General features: G+C 68.7%; 22 protein-coding genes. 10 read left to right on the forward strand and 12 right to left on the reverse strand.

What is annotated here, in order from left to right; translation table 11 throughout:
* The 4 genes from ON39_RS00165 to ON39_RS00180 all read right to left on the reverse strand — a co-directional run.
* On the reverse strand, positions 1–527 hold a 527-nt coding region (locus tag ON39_RS00165), incomplete at its 3' end, for a copper resistance CopC family protein (protein ID WP_040729296.1).
* A complete protein-coding gene (locus ON39_RS00170) occupies positions 524–1,180 on the reverse strand; it encodes a YcnI family copper-binding membrane protein (protein ID WP_040729268.1) in 657 nt (218 codons plus the stop codon). The genes ON39_RS00170 and ON39_RS00165, both read right to left, overlap by 4 nt.
* 40 nt (positions 1,181–1,220) lie before the next feature.
* Positions 1,221–1,739: a hypothetical protein gene (locus ON39_RS00175; protein ID WP_051186101.1), complete on the reverse strand. Its 519-nt coding sequence runs from the start codon at positions 1,737–1,739 to the stop codon at positions 1,221–1,223.
* 11 nt (positions 1,740–1,750) lie between these two features.
* Positions 1,751–2,392 carry a DUF6474 family protein gene (locus tag ON39_RS00180; RefSeq protein WP_040729270.1) on the reverse strand — a complete coding sequence of 214 codons (642 nt, stop codon included), beginning with the start codon at positions 2,390–2,392 and terminating at the stop codon, positions 1,751–1,753.
* 175 nt (positions 2,393–2,567) lie between these two features.
* Between ON39_RS00180 and ON39_RS00185 the strand changes: the two genes are divergently transcribed.
* The 4 genes from ON39_RS00185 to ON39_RS00200 all read left to right on the forward strand — a co-directional run bounded on the left by ON39_RS00185 (position 2,568) and on the right by ON39_RS00200 (position 7,843).
* Complete coding sequence (locus ON39_RS00185; protein ID WP_040729272.1) at positions 2,568–4,319, forward strand: TM0106 family RecB-like putative nuclease; 1,752 nt, start codon at positions 2,568–2,570, stop codon at positions 4,317–4,319.
* A 62-nt stretch (positions 4,320–4,381) separates the two neighbouring features.
* Positions 4,382–6,340, forward strand: a complete 1,959-nt coding sequence (htpG, locus tag ON39_RS00190) for a molecular chaperone HtpG (protein WP_040729274.1) — start codon at positions 4,382–4,384, stop codon at positions 6,338–6,340.
* A 63-nt stretch (positions 6,341–6,403) separates the two neighbouring features.
* On the forward strand, positions 6,404–6,862 hold the full coding sequence (locus ON39_RS00195) for a GNAT family N-acetyltransferase (RefSeq protein ID WP_246002958.1): 459 nt from the start codon (positions 6,404–6,406) through the stop codon (positions 6,860–6,862).
* A gap of 162 nt (positions 6,863–7,024) precedes the next feature.
* Positions 7,025–7,843 carry a class I SAM-dependent methyltransferase gene (locus ON39_RS00200; protein ID WP_040729277.1) on the forward strand — a complete coding sequence of 273 codons (819 nt, stop codon included), beginning with the start codon at positions 7,025–7,027 and terminating at the stop codon, positions 7,841–7,843.
* A gap of 119 nt (positions 7,844–7,962) precedes the next feature.
* Here the strand turns inward: ON39_RS00200 and ON39_RS00205 are convergent, their stop codons facing one another.
* The gene (locus tag ON39_RS00205; RefSeq protein ID WP_040729300.1) at positions 7,963–8,730 is read right to left on the reverse strand and encodes an SDR family NAD(P)-dependent oxidoreductase; all 768 of its coding nucleotides are present in this window, start codon (positions 8,728–8,730) and stop codon (positions 7,963–7,965) included.
* Positions 8,731–9,094: 364 nt separating this feature from the next.
* On the opposite strand from ON39_RS00205, the gene ON39_RS00210 reads away from it, so the two are divergent.
* Entirely contained in the window at positions 9,095–9,973 is an 879-nt protein-coding gene (locus ON39_RS00210; protein ID WP_040729279.1) for an SDR family NAD(P)-dependent oxidoreductase, read from the forward strand.
* Between the two features lie 26 nt (positions 9,974–9,999).
* On the forward strand, positions 10,000–10,674 hold the full coding sequence (locus ON39_RS00215) for a TetR/AcrR family transcriptional regulator (protein WP_040729280.1): 675 nt from the start codon (positions 10,000–10,002) through the stop codon (positions 10,672–10,674).
* On the opposite strand, the gene ON39_RS00220 is transcribed toward ON39_RS00215, so the two are convergent.
* The 4 genes from ON39_RS00220 to ON39_RS00235 form a co-directional block, all read right to left on the reverse strand.
* Positions 10,675–11,415, reverse strand: coding sequence for a TMEM165/GDT1 family protein (locus ON39_RS00220; protein ID WP_083894170.1), 741 nt, complete (start codon positions 11,413–11,415; stop codon positions 10,675–10,677).
* A 296-nt stretch (positions 11,416–11,711) separates the two neighbouring features.
* The gene (locus tag ON39_RS00225; RefSeq protein ID WP_040729281.1) at positions 11,712–12,239 is read right to left on the reverse strand and encodes a hypothetical protein; all 528 of its coding nucleotides are present in this window, start codon (positions 12,237–12,239) and stop codon (positions 11,712–11,714) included.
* A 332-nt stretch (positions 12,240–12,571) separates the two neighbouring features.
* Entirely contained in the window at positions 12,572–13,195 is a 624-nt protein-coding gene (locus ON39_RS00230) for a superoxide dismutase (protein WP_040729283.1), read from the reverse strand.
* Between the two features lie 381 nt (positions 13,196–13,576).
* Positions 13,577–14,188, reverse strand: a complete 612-nt coding sequence (locus ON39_RS00235) for a hypothetical protein (protein WP_040729284.1) — start codon at positions 14,186–14,188, stop codon at positions 13,577–13,579.
* Positions 14,189–14,719: 531 nt separating this feature from the next.
* Here ON39_RS00235 and ON39_RS00240 point away from each other — a divergent pair.
* From ON39_RS00240 to ON39_RS00255, 4 genes are all read left to right on the forward strand, one after another.
* Positions 14,720–15,091, forward strand: coding sequence for a rhodanese-like domain-containing protein (locus ON39_RS00240; RefSeq protein ID WP_040729286.1), 372 nt, complete (start codon positions 14,720–14,722; stop codon positions 15,089–15,091).
* A 79-nt stretch (positions 15,092–15,170) separates the two neighbouring features.
* Positions 15,171–16,253, forward strand: coding sequence for a DUF4328 domain-containing protein (locus ON39_RS00245; RefSeq protein ID WP_040729288.1), 1,083 nt, complete (start codon positions 15,171–15,173; stop codon positions 16,251–16,253).
* On the forward strand, positions 16,250–17,017 hold the full coding sequence (locus ON39_RS00250; RefSeq protein WP_040729289.1) for a glycerophosphodiester phosphodiesterase: 768 nt from the start codon (positions 16,250–16,252) through the stop codon (positions 17,015–17,017). The genes ON39_RS00245 and ON39_RS00250 overlap by 4 nt, the downstream gene beginning before the upstream one ends.
* A 278-nt stretch (positions 17,018–17,295) precedes the next feature.
* Positions 17,296–18,216, forward strand: coding sequence for a DUF5926 family protein (locus ON39_RS00255; RefSeq protein ID WP_040729291.1), 921 nt, complete (start codon positions 17,296–17,298; stop codon positions 18,214–18,216).
* A gap of 249 nt (positions 18,217–18,465) precedes the next feature.
* Here the strand turns inward: ON39_RS00255 and ON39_RS00260 are convergent, their stop codons facing one another.
* From ON39_RS00260 to ON39_RS00270, 3 genes are all read right to left on the reverse strand, one after another.
* A complete protein-coding gene (locus ON39_RS00260; protein ID WP_040729293.1) occupies positions 18,466–19,014 on the reverse strand; it encodes a ferritin in 549 nt (182 codons plus the stop codon).
* Between the two features lie 72 nt (positions 19,015–19,086).
* Entirely contained in the window at positions 19,087–19,635 is a 549-nt protein-coding gene (locus tag ON39_RS00265; RefSeq protein WP_040729294.1) for a ferritin, read from the reverse strand.
* Positions 19,636–19,645: 10 nt separating this feature from the next.
* The coding region (locus tag ON39_RS00270; RefSeq protein WP_040729303.1) for an LCP family protein at positions 19,646–20,525 on the reverse strand (880 nt) is incomplete at its 5' end.

A 20,525-nucleotide genomic window follows, 5' to 3' on the forward strand; every position in this document is an offset into this window, starting at 1 on the left:
GGTTTCCGGCTCCCGCCGCCGAACAGGGCGAACGCCAGCCCGCCGCCGAAGAGCACGACGGCGCCGACGATGAAGACCCACAGCGGAACTCCGCCCGAGTCGTCGTCGGAGCCGCTGTCCGCGTTCGGCTTCTCGCCCGGCACACCGTTGCCCGCTTTGCTGAGCGTGAAATGCCGCTTGCCGCTGACGGGATGGCCGTCGGCCGAGGTCACCCGGTAGGCGACGGTGTACTCGCCGACCGGCCCGAGCTCGCCCACCTCGACGCTGACGGTGTTGCCGTCGACCGTCGGCGAGCCCTTCGACCAGAGCTTGCCGTCCGGGCCGACCACGGTCAGCGCGGGGAAGCTCGGTTGCAGCGCCTCGTTGAAGGTGATGCTCGCCCGCGCCGGGCCCGCGTCGATGGTGGCGCCGTCGCCGGGCACGCTGGCGGTCGGCGCGGAGTGCGCGGCGGCGGTTCCCGTTGCGGCCAAGCCGAATCCGAGCAGGAACACCGCCGCGACGAGCGCGGTGTGCAGCCGCCGGGTCACGATCGCCGCGCCCGGATGACGTTGCCGAGGCCGAGCGCGACGCCGAGCAGGCCGAGGGCCAGGCCGATGCCGCCGAGCCAGCGGGCGGTGTCGTCGGTGTCGGACGCGGACGCGCCCGCGGCCTCGCTGCCGACCTTGTGCTCGTCGGCGTCGCCCTTGCCCGCGGCGAGGGTGAGCGACGGGGCCGGGTGCTCGGGCTCCGCGCCGTCCTTACCGGCGGGCTGGTCCCAGTTGACCACCTTGCCGTCGCTGTAGGTCTGCTTGGCAGGGAAGCTGACCGTCTCCTGCGCGGGCAGCGGGCCGACCGAGACGGCGAAGCGCTGGAACTGGCCGGGGCCGACGCCGGGGTTGCCCGGCTCGACGGTCCAGGTGATGGCGGTGATCTCCGACTTCTCGTTCTTGTCGATCCTGGCCGACCAGCCCGGAATCGGCTCGGTCCGAGCGCTTTTCAGGTTGGGCATGGTGACGGTGAGCGCGGTCGTGCTCGCGGTGTCCGATTCGGTCGGCACCCGGAAGGTGGCCACGCCGTACTTGCCCTGCGCGGCGCCTGGCGCGTCCACGGTGACGTGGGCGGCGGCGGTGCCGCAGGCCAGCATGGCGAGCGTGGCCGCGGCGGCGGTCGTGCCGACGGCACGCGAAAGAGAACGGTGCATGGGGAAAGGCTTTCTGTCCGAAGGGAAGTGGTGCTGCCGGTCAGGCGGGCACCGGCGGCGCGCGCGGGCCGATCGCACCGTTCGGCGGACAGAGATAGTGGGGGACACCGGGATTCGACCAGCGCGCCGGTCCGGCGACCCGCGGCGCGGACGGCCTCGCGAGCACCGCCCGGACGGCGCCGGAGGCCAGGGCGTAGAGCCGCTCGGCGACGGAGATGATCGCGGCACCGCCGAGCGAGGCGACGGCGTGCGCGACGAGCATCCCGCCGGTGGGCAGCGGAGACGTTGCGGCGGTGGGGTGTTCGTGCCCGAGTAGACCGGACAGCGCGACGTGACTCGCCAGCTGCCCGGCCATGAGCAGTCCGAGCACCGAGGCGCGCCCGCCCGCGAACGTGCTCGCGGCGCAGCCCGCCAGCGCGGCGACCAGCAGCACCGGCGTCAGCTCCGCCGAGTCCGGAAAGCCGCCGCCGGCAACGCCGTGCGCGGCGACGGCGAGCGCCCCCACCAGCACGCCGACCAGGCCACCACGCAGGTGGCCGGTGCTCGGTGACGGGGGCATCGCGGGCAGCGTCAGCGCACGCCGAGCTTGGCGAGCACGTCCGCCTCGACCCCGGACAGCTCCTGCGCGATCGAGGTGTGCACGGCGCGGCGGCGCGGCGCGGGCATCTGCTCGGCGGTCTGCACCGCGGCGGCGAGGCTGTCCAGCCTGGCCCTGGTCGCGGCGACGAACTTCTGCGTCTCGCCCTTGTCCTTGTCCTGCGCGCCGACCTTGCCAAGGGCCGCTTCGGTATTCGCGATCCTGGCCTGCAGCTTGGCGCCGTGGCCGCTGAAGTCGCCGAGCTGTTCGATGCCGATGCCGAGCTGCTGGGCCTTGCGCGTGTCCAGCTGCGCGCGCAGGAAGGTCGCGCCGCGATAGGCCAACGGCGCGAGCACCGGGATGAGCACGCGGGCGACGCCGAGGTACTTCTTCACCTGGCCCGCGCTGAACAGGTCACGCTCGGCCTTGGCGGCCAGCTTGAGCGAGGCCTTCTCCTCCGCCTGCAGCGCCGAGATCTGCGCCTTGGCGACCTTGCGCTGGGTGCGGGCCTCCGCGCGGCGGGCCTTGCGATCGTTCTTGGCGACCAGCTTGGCTTCCAAACCGGCCTTGTGCTTGAGGGCTTTCGCCTCGGCCCTGCGGCTCGGACGCCGCTTGCGCTTCGTGAACAACCCCATCGAAGGCCCTCCGTCATGCTGGTTTGCCATGGCAGTACGACGCCGGGGAAAGCCCGTCCGCCCATGTCACACGGTTTGTCGATACCCTATCGGGTCCATCTTGACACCGGCGAGGTGAGTCTTCGCCCGCGTGGGCGCGGCGTGTTCGCGGCCGGCCAGCGCGACCGCTGTGCCCATGGGGTTCGTGGGTTTGTCGGGGGGAGGGACCATACTGCATAGCGTGGAAGCGGGCATCGGTGACCGAGAAGGTCGCAAGCACAACGGCACGGCCGTCGAAGGGCCGACCGGCGTCGCGGGCGCGCCGACCCCGTTCATCGATGCCAGGGCGTTGATCGGTTGCCGGCATCGGCTACATCTCGACGCGGCGCATCCGGGCGCGCTGCAAGGGGTCTCCGAGGATCCGGGAGTGCGCCAGCGCAGGGAGGCGGCGACGGCGCATCGGCTGCGGGTGCGCGACGCGTTGATCGCGGCGGACCCCGAGGGCTGGGTGGTCATCGATCCGACCCTGCGCGCCGCCGAGCGGGCCGAGGCGACCATGCGGGCGTGCGCCGCAGGGGTGCAACACATTTGGGGTGCGTTGCTACCGCAGGAGCCGGAGACGGGCAGGCGCGGCGGCTCGGAGATCCTGCTGCGCGACCTCGATCGCGGCGGCTACATCCCCGTGATCGTGGTGAACCACAAGGTGACCGACCCACGTCAGCCCGAACCCGCCGACTTCCACCCCACCACGACGGACCCGTACCACTGGAACCCGCGCCCGGACCGGCACCGCAAACTACGCCAGCAGCCGCGCGACCAGCAGCGGCTCGCGCACCTGTATCGCATGCTGCAACGCCACGGCATGGCCAGCCCGGCGCTCGTCGGCGGCGTCATCGGCTACCACTTCGACTGCATCCTGGTGCACGACCTCGGCCCGGTGCTCGCCGACTACGACCAGCGCTACGCCGACCGGGTCGCGGTGGTGCGCGGCGAACTGCCGACGGTGCCGTCGAAGGTGCCCGAGTGCAGGCAGTGCCCGTGGTGGACGCGCGCCATCGAGGGGCCCAGCTGCGAGGGCTGGCTCGTCGAGCACCGCGACGTCAGCCTCGTCGCGCCCGGCTCGCGCGCGGAGGTGCTGCGCAGGCACGGCGTGCAGACGATCGACGAGCTGGCCGGGTGGGCCGGCGACGACCCGGACGACTGGCAGCACGGACCGTTCGACGAGGCCGTCGTCACCGCGCGCGCCTGGATCGCGGGTGCGCCGCTGGTGCGCCGGGTGCAGCCGATCCGGGTGCAGCGGGCCGACGTCGAGGTGGATGTCGACCTCGAGAGTTTCCAGGAGTACGGCGCGTACCTGTGGGGCACCCTGCTCGACGGTGTGTACCGGCCGTTCGTCACCTGGGATCCGCTGCCCACCGAGGACGAGGGCCGTTCGTTCGGCGAGTTCTGGACCTGGCTGATGACGATCCGCGCCGAGACCATCGCGAGCGGGAAAACCTTTGCCGCCTACTGCTATTCGCGCACCGCCGAGGACAAGTGGCTCTACGAGTCGGCCCGCCGGTTCGCCGGGCGGGCCGGGGTGCCGACGGTGGATCAGGTGCGCGCGTTCGTCGACGGGCCGGAGTGGGTGGACATGTTCCAGGCCGTCTCCGACCAGTTCATCTGCCCGAATGGCAAGGGGCTCAAGAAGATCGCCCCGGTCGCCGGGTTCGCCTGGCGCGATGCGGAAGCCGGCGGCGAGGCGTCGATGAGCTGGTATCGGCTGGCCGTCGGCTACGAGGGCGAGCCGGACCTGTCCCAGCGCACCCGTCTGCTGGAGTACAACGAGGACGACGTTCGCGCGACTCAGGTCTTGCGCGAGTGGATGACCGACCGGGCCGACCTCGAGGTGCCCGGACTGGCCGATTTCGGGTCGGTGTCCGTCGCGCTGCCGCCTCCTGCCAGTTAGTTGGCAGTGCTTCTTGCTCCGGCCTGCGGTCGACCGCCGGGCGGCGGCGGTATCATCTCGTCGTGACTGAGCACGTCGAACAACTCGAGTTCCAGGCAGAGACCCATCAGCTGCTCGAGCTGATGATTCATTCGGTCTACTCCAACAAGGACACCTTCCTACGGGAGCTGATCTCGAACTCCTCGGACGCGCTGGACAAGCTGCGCCTGGAGTCCTTCCGGGACAAGGATCTGCATGTCGACACCGCCGATCTGCACATCGAGCTGGAAGTCGACAAGGACAACCGGATCCTGACCGTGCGGGACAACGGCATCGGCATGTCCAGGGCCGAGGTGGTCGACCTCATCGGCACCCTCGCCAAATCAGGCACCGCGGAGCTGCGCAAGAAGCTCAACGAGGCCAAGTCCGACGCCGCGGCCGAGGAGCTCATCGGCCAGTTCGGCATCGGCTTCTACTCGACCTTCATGGTCGCCGACAAGGTCACGCTGACCACTCGGCGCGCGGGCGAGACCGAGGGCACCCGGTGGGAGTCGGCCGCGGGCAGCTCGACCTACACCATCGAAACCCTCGACGAGGCGCCGCAGGGCACCGCGGTCTCCCTGCACCTCAAGCCCGCCGACGAGGAGGACCACCTCTTCGACTACACCCAGGAGTGGAAGCTCCGGGAGATCGTCAAGAAGTACTCCGACTTCATCGCTTGGCCGATTCGCATGCAAGTGGAGCGGACCGTCGCCGAGGGTGAGGGCGAAGAAAAAACCGAGAAGACGATCCTCGAGGATCAGACCCTCAACTCCATGAAGGCGCTGTGGACTCGCCCCAAGAGCGAGGTCAGCGACGAGGAGTACAAGGAGTTCTACAAGCACGTCAGCCACGCCTGGGACGATCCGCTGGAGATCATCCCGCTGAAGGCCGAAGGCACCTTCGAATACCAGGCCCTGCTGTTCCTGCCGTCGCAGGCCCCGTTCGACCTGTTCACCCGCGAGCACAAGCGCGGCGTGCAGCTCTACGTCAAGCGGGTGTTCATCATGGACAACTGCGAAGAGCTGATGCCGGAGTACCTGCGCTTCGTCAAGGGTGTGGTGGACGCGCAGGACCTGTCGCTCAACGTCTCTCGCGAGATCCTGCAGCAGGACCGGCAGATCCAGATGATCCGCAAACGGCTGGTGAAGAAGGTCCTGTCCACGGTCAAGGACATGCAGGGCGCCGAGGATCAGACCAAATACCAGACGTTCTGGAAGGAGTTCGGCCGCGTCCTCAAGGAGGGCCTGCTCGGCGACTTCGACAACCGGGAGACCATCCTGCAGGTCTCCTCGTTCGCCTCGACCAACTCCGAGTCCGAGCTCACCACGCTGGCCCAGTACGTCGAGCGCATGCCCGAGGGCCAGGACGCCATCTACTACATGACCGGCGAGTCCCGGCAGCAGATCGAGAGCTCGCCGCACATGGAGGCCTTCCGGGCCAAGGGCCGTGAGGTGCTCGTCCTCACCGACCCGGTGGACGAGATGTGGGTGGGCTCCGTGCCGGAGTTCGACGGCAAGTCGTTCGTCTCCATCGCCAAGGGCGAGGTCGATCTGGACTCCGAGGAGGAGAAGAAGGCCTCCGAGGCGCTGCGCGAACAGCAGGACAAGGACTTCGCCGAGGTGCTCAGCTGGCTCGGCAAGACCTTGAACGAGAGCGTCAAGGAGGTGCGCCTCACCAACCGGCTCACCACCTCGCCCGCCTGCCTCGTCGGCGACGTCTTCGACTTCACCCCCATGCTGGAACGCATGTACCGCGCCTCCGGCCAGGCCCTGCCCGAGACCAAGCGCATCCTCGAACTCAACCCCACCCACCCCTTGGTCACGGGCCTGCGCGACGCCTACGACACCCGCAAGGACGACGCCGACGCGGGCAAGGTCCCCGAGCTCACCGAAACCGCCGAACTCCTCTACGGCACAGCCGTTCTAGCCGAAGGCGGCGAACTCAAAGACCCAGCCCACTTCGCCCACATCCTCACCGACCGCCTCACCCGCACCCTCTGACCGCGCGCACCGGCGGGGACCACCCGGTCCTCGCCGGTACCTACCGTCGGCACAATGGAGGCCGTGCCGGATGCGAGTGAGGTCGTTATCAGGGTGGCGCGGGCCGCGGACTACGACGCGATCGCGGGGGTGGTGGATGCATGGTGGGGACGCGAGATTCTGCCGGTGCTGCCTCGGTTGTTTCTCGATCACTTCCATCGGACGAGTCTGGTCGCGAAGGTGGACGGACGGATGGTCGGCTTTTTGATCGGGTTTCCCTCGCCGTCGGAGGCCGAGGAGGCCTATATCCATTTCGTCGGGGTTCATCCGCAGTGGCGCCGGAGCGGTTTGGCGTGCGAGCTCTATGAGCGGTTTTTTGCGACGGCTCGAGCGTACGAGAGGCGGGTCGTCACGGCGATCACCGCGCCCACGAACGAGACGTCCATCGCGTTCCATCGCCGGATGGGCTTCACCGTCGACGGCCCGGTAGCGGACTACAACGGACCCGGTCGGCACCTGATGACGTTTCGGCGCGCGATCTGAGCGGGTTGGCTGGGTTGAGCTGCTCATAGAGTGAAAAGGTATATTTCGTTACCTTTTGGCATGCGCGTCAGAATGGTTCGCAGGCAGGGATTTTGGGCTGAGTTGGTGGTCTGGCGGGGTGGGTAGCGGTTAAATTTGGGCGATCGAAAGGATCGTCAGCTTATGTCCGGAAACCCTCTTGCCTGCGCCGAGCCGTGGGATCTCGTCGCGGACGGCTACGCCGAGTTCGCGCCGGCGATCATGCAGCCCTTCTCCGATCGGGCGCTCGAATTCGCCTCGCTGACACCGGCTTCCGAGATCGTCGACGTGGCGGCGGGATCGGGCCTGCTGAGCCTGCTCGCCGCCCCGCACGTGGCGCGGGTGCACGCCATCGACTTCTCCGCGCCGATGATCGAGCGGCTCGCCACCGCGGCGGCGGCCGAGGGGCTGACCAATATCGAGGCCGGCGTCGGCGACGGGCAAGCGCTGCCGTTCGACAGCGACCGCTTCGACGCCGGGTTCTCCATGTTCGGGCTGATGTTCTTTCCCGAGCGCGGCAAGGGTTTCGCCGAACTGTTCCGGGTGCTGCGCCCCGGCGGCACCGCCGTGGTGTCGAGCTGGGCGCCGGTCGTGGAGGCACCGCTGATGCGGATGATGTTCGGCGCCCTGCGCGCCGCCGACCCGAGCATCCAGGAACCCCAGCCCAACTACCTGAGCCTGGAGAATCCCGAGGTCTTCCAGACCGAGATGCGCCGGGCCGGCTTCGAAGCCGTGTCCATCCAACGGCATTCGACCTCGATCGCCTTCGCCGACGCGGACGAGCTGTGGGAAACCATGGCGCGGAGCAGCGCGCCGCTGTCCTTGACGCGCCGCAGCATCGGCGAGCAGGCGTGGGCCGACCGTGTCGCGGTGATGAAGGCCTATCTCATCGAGCACTACCGCCCGAGGCAGCCGCTGTCCACCACCGCGTTCCTGGGCATCGGCCACAAGCCCGCGCCCTAGACCCTGTCTCGAAGTCCCAGCCACCGGATGCATCCGGCCGGACTTCGAGACAGGGCCTAGACGAACGAGAGCCGCCGCCGACCTGGTTGGCCGACAGCGGCTTTCGGTGTGTTCGTCGATTAACGCGGGGCCATGCGCAGCGCGCCGTCCATGCGGATGGTCTCGCCGTTGAGGTAGTCGTGCTCGACGATGTACTGCGAAAGCTGCGCGTACTCGTCCGGGCGGCCGAGGCGCGACGGGAACGGCACGCCGGCCTCGAGACCCTTGCGGTACTCCTCGGTGACGCCGGCCAGCATCGGGGTGTCGATGATGCCGGGGGCGATGGTGTTCACGCGGATGCCGAACTGGGCCAGGTCGCGCGCGGCGGGGACGGTCATGCCGTGCACGCCGCCCTTGGACGCCGAGTACGCGATCTGGCCGATCTGGCCCTCGAACGCGGCGACCGACGCGGTGTTGATGATGACGCCGCGCTGGCCGTACTCGTCGACGGTGTCGGTCTTGGAGATCGCGTCCGCGGCCAGGCGCATGACGTTGAAGGTGCCGAGCAGGTTCACGGTGATGACGGTGCGGAACAGCTCCAGATCGTGCGGGCCGTTCTTGGACAGGATGCGCCCGGCCCAGCCGACGCCGGCGCAGTTGACCACGATGCGCAGCGGCGCGCCGGAGTCGACGACCTGGGCGACGGCGGCGCTGACCTCGTCGTTGCTGGTGACATCGGCCGGAATGAGGGTGACTCCGGCGGGCACGTTGTCGCCCGCCCGCTCGATCGACTGCGGCACATCCAGTCCGAAGACAGTGGCCCCGAGCTCGGCGAAACGCTTGGCGGTGGCGGCGCCGAGGCCGGATGCGCCTCCGGTGACAATGGCGGCGGAACCCGAAATCTCCACGATGGTCCTCTCGTTCGTGACAGCCAGTTGGCCCTTCGTCAATTGCACCCTAACGGTTGCACCGCCCCACCCGCAGGAGGCCTCCCTCTCACCACCGAGAGGACCATCGTCACGCCGCGAATACGGCTCCTTCCGCGCTGTGGATGTTTCGCCGTACGAATTGCCGCCCACTTCGTGGACGCCGCTCTGCACCACGTGGACGATGAATTCGAATTGCATCGCGTACCGCCGTTATTGAAGCCCGGTCGATCATCGGACGATTCTCAGCGGGTGGTTATCGGCAGGCGGCGCGCCCCTCGGCGCATTTCGCGACCGTGTCCGACTATTTGCGAACAGGCATGTTCTTGGGTGGTACCTTCGCTGCATGAAGCTGTTGGCGGGGGCGTCTGTTGCCGGGCGCAAGGTGTTGATCACGGGGGCCGCGCGGGGGATCGGGGCCGCGTTGGCCCGGCAACTGCATGCGGGCGGGGCGCACGTCGCGCTGCTCGGGCTGGAGGAGGAGCTGCTGGCGGAGGTGGCCCGCGAGTGCGGGGACGCTCCGTGGCGGTACTGCGATGTGGGGGACCGCGCGCAGGTGGATGGCGCGGTGCAGGCGTTGGTCGAGCAGCTCGGCGGGCTGGACGTGGTGGTGGCCAACGCGGGGGTGGCGCGGCAGTTGCCGCTGATCGGCGGCGATCCGGCGGTGATGGAGCAGACGCTCGGGGTCAATGTGCTCGGCGTCTACTACACGCTGCGCGCCGCCGGGCCGCACATCAGCCACGCGAAAGGCTATGCGCTGCTGGTCTCCTCGCTCGCCGCCGCGGTGAACCTGCCGCTGGTGGGCGCGTACAGCGCGTCGAAGGCGGCGGTGGAGGTGCTCGGCAACACGCTGCGCATCGAGCTTGCGCACACCGGGGCCAAGGTGGGCGTCGCGTACTTCGCCGAGCTCGACACCGACATGACCTCGCGCGGGTTCGGCACCGACGCGGCCCGCGCCATCATCGGCCGCGCCACGGTGTCCGGCGTCGCGCCGCTCGGCCCCGCGATCGACGCGGTGGAGCATGCCATCGCGCGACGCAAGCGGCAGGTGGTCTCGCCCTGGTGGGTCGCTGTCGTCCTGCCGTTCCGGCCGATCGCTCAGCGGGTGATCGCCCTGTCCCTGCGCCGAGGTGTGCGGCGCGCCTTGGAGATCGCGCGCAGTGAAGAGGCGCCCTTCACCACGGAGCAACCCCGGCGACCCCGCAAAATGGAGCGAGAAGCCTAGCCAGACCTGATCACCGGAGCCATCGCATGACCGAACCCGCAACCAGCGCACGCCAACTCCCGCGCGGCAGGCACGGCCTGCCGCGCGAGCAGGTGGTCGCCTCGCAGCGCGAGCGCATCCTGATCGCGATGGCGGAGGCGATGCTCGAGAACGGTTATGTGGGAACGTCGGTCGCGGCGATCCTGAAGCGCGCCGGGGTGTCGAGGGAGACGTTCTACGAGCAGTTCCGTTCCAAGGAGGCGTGTTTCGAGGCGGCCTACGAGCGAGCGGTGCAGAACCTGCTCGGCCGCATCGAGGACGCGTCCAACAACCCCACTCCGGCGAAACCCGACCGGGACAGCATGGCCAAGATGGACCGGATCTTCGCGGCCTATCTGCAACACCTCGTCGACGATCCGGCCAGCGCGCGGCTGTACCTCGTCGAGGTCTACGCGGTGGGTTCGGCGGCCCTGTCCCGCCGGGCCCAGCTGCAGGAGCTGTTCGTCGGCCTGATCGCGGACGTGCTCGGGGCCGGCACCGACGAGCAGCGCTTCGCCTGTCAGACCCTGGCCGCCGCGATCAGCGCGATGGTCACCGGCCGGATCGCGGCCGACGATCTGGACGGCCTGCTCGCGCTGCGGGTACCGCTGCTGAACATGGTGCGCCGGGGTGGTGTGCTGTACGGGGACGCGTTGGCCGTGTCCGCCGACTCGCGGACGTGATCAGTCGCGCGAACGAACTCGATCGCTGATATCCGATCTTTGCTCCGGCAATAGCTGATCGCGGTCCCCCTGAGTGGGCCGCATCGCACGGATGAGCAGCATGACCCCGGCGGCGAGCGCGGGCGCGATCACGGCGAGCGCGGCGACGAGCGGGCCGCCGACACCCGGCCACGCCGTCGAGATCAGCGTCGCCGCACCGAAGTACAGGAACAGCAGGCCCGAGCCGAGGCCGATCGCGCGTTCGGGCAGGTGCTTGCCGACCAGGATGCCGATGCCGATGGCGAGCGCGTCGGCCGCGACCATGCCGATCGTCGAGCCGGCCCACACGCCGACCCAGTCGTAGTCGGTGGCCAGCGCCGCGGTCGCGAACATGGTCCGGTCGCCGAGCTCGGCGAGCAGGAAGGCGGACAGCACGACGAAGAACGGTGCGGTGCTCGCGCGCAACGACTTCGGCGTCGGGTCCGCCTCGTCCGCGCCGAAGTGCTCGCGCAGCGTCCAGAGCCCGACGGCCAGGAAGGTGAGGGCCGCGACCAGCGAGATGGCCCTGGTCGGCAACGCCGAGCCGAGGAAGTAGCCGACGCCGACCGAGATCAGGTGCACCGCGGCCGAGGCGGTCGCGATGCCGCCGAGCACCACCCACCAGCGGTAACGCAGGGCGAACGTCAACGCCATCAGCTGTGACTTGTCGCCCAGCTCGGCGAGGAAGACGATGCCGATGCTCAGCAAAATGGTGGCGATCATGGTGTGTGCGGCTCCCGGGTCTCCGGCCTGCCGGTCGGAGACTGGGTATGCCTCCGGCCGACAACGAAATAGTTGTCTCGGCCGAAGGTCTCGCCCACCGGATCGTTCCGGTTCACACAGCCGGACCCGAGCCCTCGTGGGGCGGCGGGTCAGTATGTCGACTGTGTGATTGGGGGCTACTCCCCTTCGATGTCCCCGACTCTACCCGCCGCGCGCCGGGCGCGCCAACTCGCTGTAATCGAAATCGCAATGCGCGCAATAAGTTTGGTGATCCGCCCGCGAAGTTTCGGGTACCCTCACGCGGCCAGCAGCATGGCCAGAACCGCGGTGTCGGGGTCGCTGATCGGGTCGAGGCCGACCCGGCTGACCAGCGAGGTGACCGTGCCGTCGGACTCCGCCTCGGCCCAGGCGGCCCGGTGCTCGAGCCCGAGATGCGGCACGCCGGGCAGCAGCACACAGCCGGACGCCGCGCCGACGCACTCCGGCAGCGTGGGCTTGGTCTCCGAGGGTGGATGCAGCATCAACAGCGCGGTCGGCACATGCTCGGCGAACCGGCCCGGCGCCAACGCCTCCTCGCCGAGCACCGTCCCCTCGGCCATCACCAGGCCGACCGTGCCGGGCGCCGGATCGTCCGGCAGGTCCTCGCGCACACCGAAAACCGTTGAGGTGGAGAGCAATCCGGGCATCGAGGCGACGCGCACGGCGAGCACCAGAACCTGCGCCCATTCCTTGGTGGTGTCCGGCCAGCGGCCGGAGATGACGAAGCCCCGCAGTGCGCCGCGGGCCTGAAATGGTGTGATGCCGATCGGTTCATTTGTACGCATCGTGCCTCCCGTCGTGGAACCGGGGGCGGCCTGCCCGTCCTCGAACTGTGGCTTCCGAGAATGACCCAAACAACACCTGGCACACAAGTACCAAAGAGTGCCAGCAGCCTCAACGAAACCCTCTGACCAGCACCGTTTCCCGCGCACCCCCGCAGGACACCCCGTCGATACCGGTTCGCGCCCCGGGCGTGTCCGATTCGCGTCGATGTCACAGACTCTGCACACCGCTCACAGGGTTTGAACCGCCTGCGAACCGAGTGCACGCCCTGTGAAACGCGACGGGCCCGCGCTCCGGAAGGGAGCGCGGGCCCGTCGAGGTGGTGCGGGGGGTGTCAGCCGAAGATGAGGCCCTTGCCCTGGCCGACGGCGCGCGCGAAGCGATCCTGGACGTCTTCCCAGTTGACGACGTTCCAGAACGCGGTGACGTAGTCCGCCTTGACGTTCTTGTACTGCAGGTAGAAGGCGTGCTCCCACATGTCGACCTGCAGCAGCGGGATGATGCCCAGCGGGACGTTGGCCTGCTGGTCGTAGAGCTGGAAGGTCAGCAGCTTCTGGCCGAGGGTGTCGTAGCCGAGCACCGCCCAGCCGGAGCCCTGCAGGCCGTTGGCCGCGGCGGTGAACTGCGCGCGGAACTTGTCGAACGAACCGAACTGGTCGTCGATCGCCGCGGCGAGCTCGCCGACCGGCTTGTCGCCGCCGTTGGGGGACAGGTTCTTCCACCAGATGGAGTGGTTTACGTGCCCGCCGAGGTGGAAGGCCAGGTTCTTCTCGTACAGGAAAATGGCGCCGTGGTCGCCGCTGTCGCGGGCGGCCTCGAGCTTCTCGAGGGCGGTGTTCGCGCCGGCGACGTAGGCGGCGTGGTGCTTGGAATGATGCAGCTCGTTGATCTGCCCGGAGATGTGGGGCTCCAGGGCGCTGTAGTCGTAATCCAGATCTGGCAGCGTGTACTCAGCCACGATGTCCCTTCCTATGTCGGGCTGTGTGCGCCCATCTCGAGCACACCCAACCATCATTCGTACACCCGCTCGGTTCCAACCGGGCCTGATGCCCCCGCATTCCGTTTGTGGCATGTGGATGTGCACCGTCGAGGTCACCTCGGTGCCGGACGGAACCTCACGCATGCCATCGAACCATGTCGTGGAACGACGAACCAGTGGGCGACGACGCCCCGCGTCCGTCATGATCGCACCGGATCCGGCGGCTGCCCGGCGGGGCAGAACCGATCCCGATCCCGGATACCCACTCCGTCGTCGGTCATCCCGCCGCAGGCGGCATCCCGTGTGCGGACAGATGAATACCGCACAACCGGCAGCCGGGTGTGCGGTATCGATCGCCGGTCAGAGCGGCGGCGCGACGCCGGGCCGGGTGGCGCGCGGGTCGCCCGCGTCGTGGGCCTCCCACCAGCGGGCGGCGCCCGCGATGAACTCCTTCACCGGGATCTCCCGGCCGGTCGAGTCGTTGACGATCACGTTGTCGAACCAGACGCGGACGTCCAGTTCGCGCGGGTCGATGCCCTCCTCCTGGGAGAACTCCAGTACGTGGGCGGAGATGTGATCGTCGATCGTGGTGTCGAAGCTGAGCAGCTCGCTCCACAGCGCCCAGCCGCTGTCGTCGAGGTCGACGAACTCCCAGCCGTGCAGTCTGCCGCCGCCGAAGCTGCGGATGGCCTGGTCGAGACCGTCCAGCTGCAAGGGCAGGACCTGGGGTTCCAGGTCGTCCCAGTTCTGCATGCGCAGCGACGCCGCGACGCGGCCGACGCCGGTGAAGATCACCTGGACGCGGTAGTCCTCGGTGGGCGTTCCGTTCTCCGGAAGCGTCAGCACCTCTAAGTCGAGTCGTAGTTGCTTGGCCGCCGCGTCGACCTCGAGGCCGAGGCAGGTCGCCTCGGACAGTGCGACGTTGAGCCCAGCCGTATCCATTCCGTCGAGTAGCCCCCTGCTCACGTTCATGGCCCACAGGCTACCGACAGCTACCGGGGGAGCCCGGTATTTCAGTTTTTCGCTAGTGTTCTCGTTTTTTATGGAACCGGATCGGGTCCGCCGTCGTCCAAGTAGATATCGGAACCCGCCGGGCAGGCGAGTTCCGAGGTCGGCGGCGAATGACCGCTCCGGGATTGGATGCTGGAGGGGAGTCTCGGATCGGTCGTTCGCGCCGCACGGCACGCCGGAGATCAGCTGGAGGTTCGGTGAATCCGCTCGAATCAGCCGTCTGGGCGCGCGCTGTTCGTTAGCTGAAGAATAGCTTTGATAGCAAAACCCTGAGACAGGTGCGCTGTCTGATAGCTGCAGCCTGTGGATGAAGTTGTGGATTGTGTGGATAACTCTGTCGCGGATGGGCACACGCGGGCACAGAGCGGGACATCGATCAGGGTTCCGGGACGGAGAACATACCTGAAGTAACCGCACGGTGTCGAGTCGCTCGTGACCGGGGCGCGAACCGGAACCACACGGCGCCCCGCCGCCCATGGCAGGATCGAAACCGTGACGAGTCCCCATGTTCCGTCGGTCCCGGTGGACGCGGTGCCGAGCGAATTCGACAGCAGCGAGCCGAGCACGGCCGAGGGCGCCAAGGCGATCCTGCTCGACGTGCGCGAAGACGACGAGTGGCAGCTCGGACACGCGCCCGGCGCCATGCACATCCCGATGGTCGACGTGCCCGCCAGGGTGGACGAGCTGGACTACGACGTCGATCTCTACGTCATCTGCCGGCAGGGCGGCCGGTCCCTGCAGGTGGTCGAGTACCTCACGCATATCGGCTTCGACGCCATCCAGGTCAACGGCGGCATGGTCGCCTGGCAGCAGGCGGGACGCCCGCTGGTCGCGGACGGCGACACGCAGGCGAAGATCTACTAGCGAACGCGATGGGACACAACGGCGCGGCGCTCGTCGGAGCCGACCGGGTGCGGGTGTCCCGCAAAATACAGGAGGCACGGTGAGCACGGTCGTACAACCTTGCGCGCGCTGCGGCGCGCGGTGGGCCGTGCAGTCGACGCCGATGCACTGGTGTCCGCGCTGCCGCGGCGTGTTGCTCTCGCCCGCGCCCATCGACGCGCCGGCCGAGCGGCGGAACTATCGCTGGGTCGCGCGCAAACCCGACCATCGCGCCCGCCGGTCGCCGGCCACCGGACGGACCGCCGCGAGCCGGGAAACGCCGCGCTACACGCAGATTCCGCGCTGGGGTCTGCTCGACCCACCGCCCCGGCCCGCCGCCGCCGAGCCGCGCCCGCTGACCAGGCTGACCAAGTGGGCGTCCACCCTGCTCATCGCCACCGCCGCGCTGTTCGCGGTCGCGGCCGTCGCCGAGCTGCTGCGCTACCTGCTGCTGCTGCGCAATCGCACCAGGCTGATCCACCCCGCGCTGCTGCTCTGCTCCGATGTCTTCGTCGTCGGCGCGGCGCTGCTCGCCCTGCTGCTCGCGCTGGTGACCGCGGTCGCCGTGATCGGCTGGCTGATCGACGCGCGCAGGCTCGCCTTCCGCGAGGCGGGCCGCGCCGACCCGCGCTCGGTGCGAACGCTGGTGCTGGGTTGCGTGATTCCGGTGGTGAACCTGCTGTGGCCGGGCGTCTTCCTGACTGAGCTGGTCGCGCGCCGCGCCGATCCCCGGGCGCTGCGGGCGATCCGGATCTGGTGGGCCGCCTGGGTATTCGGCGGGCTGGTCACGACGGCCGCGCTGGCCTGGCGGACCGCGGATTCGTTGCAGGTCAAGGCGGACGGGGTGGTGTTCACCGCGTTCACCGACCTGGTCGCCGGCGCGGTCGCGCTGCTCACCCTGGCGATGATGCGGGCCGTCGAGGACCGCGACGCGCTCGGGCGCGACCGGACCGCGCGACGCTGGCTGGTCGCGGTCGACCCGCCGGTGCCGGTGATCGAGCCGGTGCAGCCCGGCGGCCGGGCGACCGCTGTGGAGAGCGCGCCGGTGCGCGAGACAGATCCCGCCGTCGCGAGCGCGCCCCGCGACACAGATGACGACCACGGTGCAGTGGACCGTGAGCACGAGGAGGTTTTGGCCAAGTGAGCGAGGTCAGTCGCGCACCGTTCGTCGTGGCGCACCGCGGTGCCTCGGCGGCACGCCCCGAACACACGCTTGCCGCATACGAATTGGCGCTGGAAGAGGGTGCGGACGGCGTCGAGTGCGACGTCCGGCTGACCAGGGACGGACACCTGGTCTGCGTGCACGACCGCACCGTCGACCGGACCTCCTCGGGCACCGGGCTGGTCAGCGAGATGACGCTGGACGAGCTCGAGGAGCTCGACTTCGGCGCGGACGGCGAGTACGCGAAGGTGCTCACGCTGAGTGAGTTGATCACGCTGGTGCTCGACTGGCGCAGCAGGCCGACCAAGCTGTTCATCGAGACCAAGCACCCGGTCCGCTACGGCGCGCTGGTGGAGAACAAGCTGCTGGCCGAGTTGCAGCGCTTCGGCATCGCCACCCCGGCCTCGGCGGATCACTCCCGCGCGGTGGTCATGTCCTTCGCGGCCACCGCGGTCTGGCGCATCCGCCGCGCCGCGCCGCTGCTGCCGACCGTGCTGCTCGGCGAGTCGTCGCGCTACCTCGGCGGCAGCGCCGCGACCACCGTCGGCGCCACCGCCGTCGGCCCGTCGGTGAAGACTCTGCGTGATCACCCGGAGCTGGTCGACAAGGCCGCCGCCGCGGGCCGCGCCACCTACTGCTGGACCGTGGACGACCCCGACGATGTGCGGCTGTGCGCGGACCTCGGCGTCAGCTGGGTGGCCACCAATCATCCGGGACGCACCAAGGCGCTGCTCGCGCACGCGTGAGTCGGCGTTCGAAACCGACTCCGGCAGTGCGCTTCTGCGCTCGGGAGCCTGGCAACGATCATCCGACGAGTCTCGCGGCACCACGCGATCGGTGGCCACAGCCGAAAGGCGCCTTGACACACGCGCTCTGGCGACCAGCCCGTCGAAGCGAGAGTGCGCGCGAACTAGGTTGCGCCCCTGCGCAGTTCGCCCTTCACCCGCCGAGCCCCGGTCTCGTCCCGGGTTCCGCGCCGTGGCGCGCGGCGTGGCGGGGCGCACACCCTGTAGGTTGACCCCCCGTGGGTAAGAGCAAGCGGAATAGTCCTAAGCCCGGAGGGAACCGGGCACTGCGTCTCGCCGAGCGGAAGGCGGCGCTGGAGCAGGCGGCCCAGTCCGTCTCGCGCCCCTTCGAGGGGCTGGCCGCGGAGTGCGATCTCGTCGCGCTGTGCGAGTTCGTGCCGTCGGCGACGGCCGAGCTGAAGCTGGCGCCCGGCGCCGCGGCCGAGCGCACGGTCGTGCTCGCCACCGTGCTCCCCGGCGCGGTGGCCGCGCTGGTCCGGGCCGGCGACGCGCCCGTCGGTTATGTCGGTGCGCAGGTGCAGTTCCCGGGCGCCGATCTGGGCGCCGACCTCGCCGCCGCCATCCTCTGGACCCAGTCCGCCGAGCCCGGCGACTCGCTGGCGTCGGTGGAGAGCGTCGCGGGCGGACCGCGGTTGGCCGACGTGCTCGGCGCCGACTCCACCCTGGACCTCACGGTGCATCAGGACTTCGACTGGTGGGTGCCCGAGGGCGTACAGCCCGACCCGCAGGTCGCGGCGACCATCGAGCAGGCCAAGCAGGCGATCAAGCCGTCGGCGCGGATCGCGCTGGGCGCGGACGCGACCGGCGCGGCCTGGTGGGTCGACGCCGGCGACAAGGCGCACATCCGCTGGGTCCGCCCGGAGAACGAGGACGACCTGATGCTGGCGCTGGCCCGTCTGCACGCCGCGGGTGGGCTGCACCTCGGCGAGGGCTCCCGATTCGCGGGCTCGTTCCGCACGCACGGCGTGCTCGTCCCGGTCTTCGACCTGGACCCCGAACGGCACCCGGACGAATGGGCAAAGCCCGCACAGGAATTCGATGCCCGGCTGGCCGACGCGCTCGCCTCCGACGCGCCGCTGACCGCGGGCGAGCGCCGCTCGCGCGACGGCCTGCGATCGCGCCAGGTGACCCTGCGCTGAGCCGCGCCGAACCGGGTGCGGAATTTTTGTGAGAATGGTCCTCTCTAATATTGTGGCGCAGAGGTTCTCGGCTACTATCGGACGCTGGTGAACCCACCGACCTGATGAAGAAGAGGTAAATTCCATGACCGAACTGATCACCGCGCTCCGCACCCTGCTCAGCACCATGAGTGCCAACTAGTACGGGCGTAAAACGGCGACGGGCCCGGCTCTGCACGAAGAGCCGGGCCCGTATGCGTTAAGCGCGGATCAGATCGATCCGCCGGCCGCCTTGGGGGCGCCGGAGGCATCGCTGCGTCCACTCATTTCCCGGGCGATGAACTCTTCCAGATCGAACAGATTCGACCCGGCGCGCTCGGCGATGGTGAGCAGGGTCGTCATGTTGGCGACCTCCTCCACCTGTTCCTTCAGGAACCACTGCATGAACTGCTCGCCCAGGTAATCGCCCTCTTCGCGGGCGGTGCTCGCCAGCTGGATGATCTGGTCGGTGACCGTCTTCTCCTGGGCGAGGGCCAGCGCGATGGGCTCGTGCACATTCTCGAACTTGGACTTGGCGGCATCGATGCCGGACAGGTCGACACTGATATCCCGGTCGAGGAAGTACTGCACGATCATCATCGCGTGGTTACGTTCTTCGACCGCCTGCGCATAGAAACGCTTGGCCAACTGCGGCAGGTCAGCATTGTCGAACCACACCGCGATTGCGATGTATTGATGTTCGGCATTGAATTCGTGCCTGATCTGATCGTGGAGCAGGCTGTGGAATTTGCTGCGCGGAGACTCCGGATGGCTGGACATAGTCAGCGACATTAGCCCTGGTCAAGACGCTTGTCATCCAAGTGCAACCTTATTGAGGCTAGTATTGCCTAATTAATTCTTGGCCGCGCCCGCCATTCTCGGCGTGCTGTTGTCGGTGCGTTGGGGCGTGCGGAGTTCGCGCGCGATGAAGTTTTCGACGTCGAAGAGATTGTCGGTCGAACGGTCGATCACGGTCAGCAGGGTGGTCATCCTCGCGACATCGTCGACCTGCTCCTCGAGGAACCACTGAATGAAGCGTTCGCCGAGGTAGTCGCCCGATTCGCGGGCGGCGCGGGCGAGCCCGGTGATCTGCGCGGTGCGGTGCTGCTCGGTCTCCAGCAGGAAAGCTATTGCGGCACGGGGTGTTTCGAAGGCGGACCGGATCTCGTCCAGCCCGCCGATGTGCACCGGCAGATCACGATCGAGCAGATACTGGACCATGCGTAGCGCGTGCGCGCGCTGCTCGCCGGATTTGGCGTAGCAGTGTTTCGCCAACTGCGGCAACCGATTCGAGTCCAGGTATACCGCGGCCGCGAGATACTGCTGCGCGGCGGTGAGTCCGTGCTGAATCTGTGCGCTGAGCAGAGCGGGGAACGGCTGATCGAGCTCACTGTCCGTCATGCGATCGACGCTACCTCGTCAGCAGGTCGTCCGGAATCGGTCGATCCGAGGCGAGCGCGTCGAAGAACTGACCCGCCTTGTTCTTGTCCCACAGCAGCACATTGCCGCTGTCGGTGTCCTCGAATCCGCCGATCGGCACCGTGGTCGGCACCGTGTCGCCGCGCATCGCCCAGCCGAGCTGCGCCAGATTCCAGATGTGGTCGCCGTCGTCGACCTTCAGCGATTTCACCGTGTCGGTCGCCATCGGCCACAGCTTGAACGGGTTCGCCAGGGTCGCCGCGCTCGTCGCCTTCTTCACCAGCGCCGCCATGAAAATGCGCTGATTGTTGATCCGGTCCAGGTCGGCCAGCGCGGTCGCGCGGCTGCGCACGAAGCCCAGCGCCTCCGGCCCGGACAGCTTCTGGCAGCCCGCGGGCAGGTTGATGCCGGCGAGCGGGTCATCGATGGCCGTCGGCAGGCAGACGTCGATGCCGCCGAGCGAGTCGACCACACCGGCGAAACCGCTGAAGCCGATCTGCGCGTAGTGATCGATGTGCACGCCGGTCGCGATCTCGACGGTCTGCACGAGCAGTTGCGGGCCGCCGATCGCGAAGGACGCGTTGAGCTTGTCCTTGCCGTTGCCGGGAATGCTCACGTACGAATCGCGGGGGAGGCTGACCAGCGTGGTCTTCCCCGATTTCGGGATGTGCACCAGCATGATCGTGTCGGTGCGCTCCGGGCCGACCTCGCCGCCGGTGGCGAGCTCCTGTTCCTGCTCGGGCGTCAGTCCCGCGCGGCCGTCGGAGCCGACGAGCAGCCAGTTGGTGCCCGGCGTATCGCCGACGCGGTCGGCATAGCCGGCCAGCGCCGGGATGCGGGTCAGCGAGCCGTCGAGCTTCACCACGGCGCCG

The sequence above is a fragment of the Nocardia tenerifensis NBRC 101015 genome (assembly GCF_000308715.1).
Classification (GTDB): domain Bacteria; phylum Actinomycetota; class Actinomycetes; order Mycobacteriales; family Mycobacteriaceae; genus Nocardia; species Nocardia tenerifensis.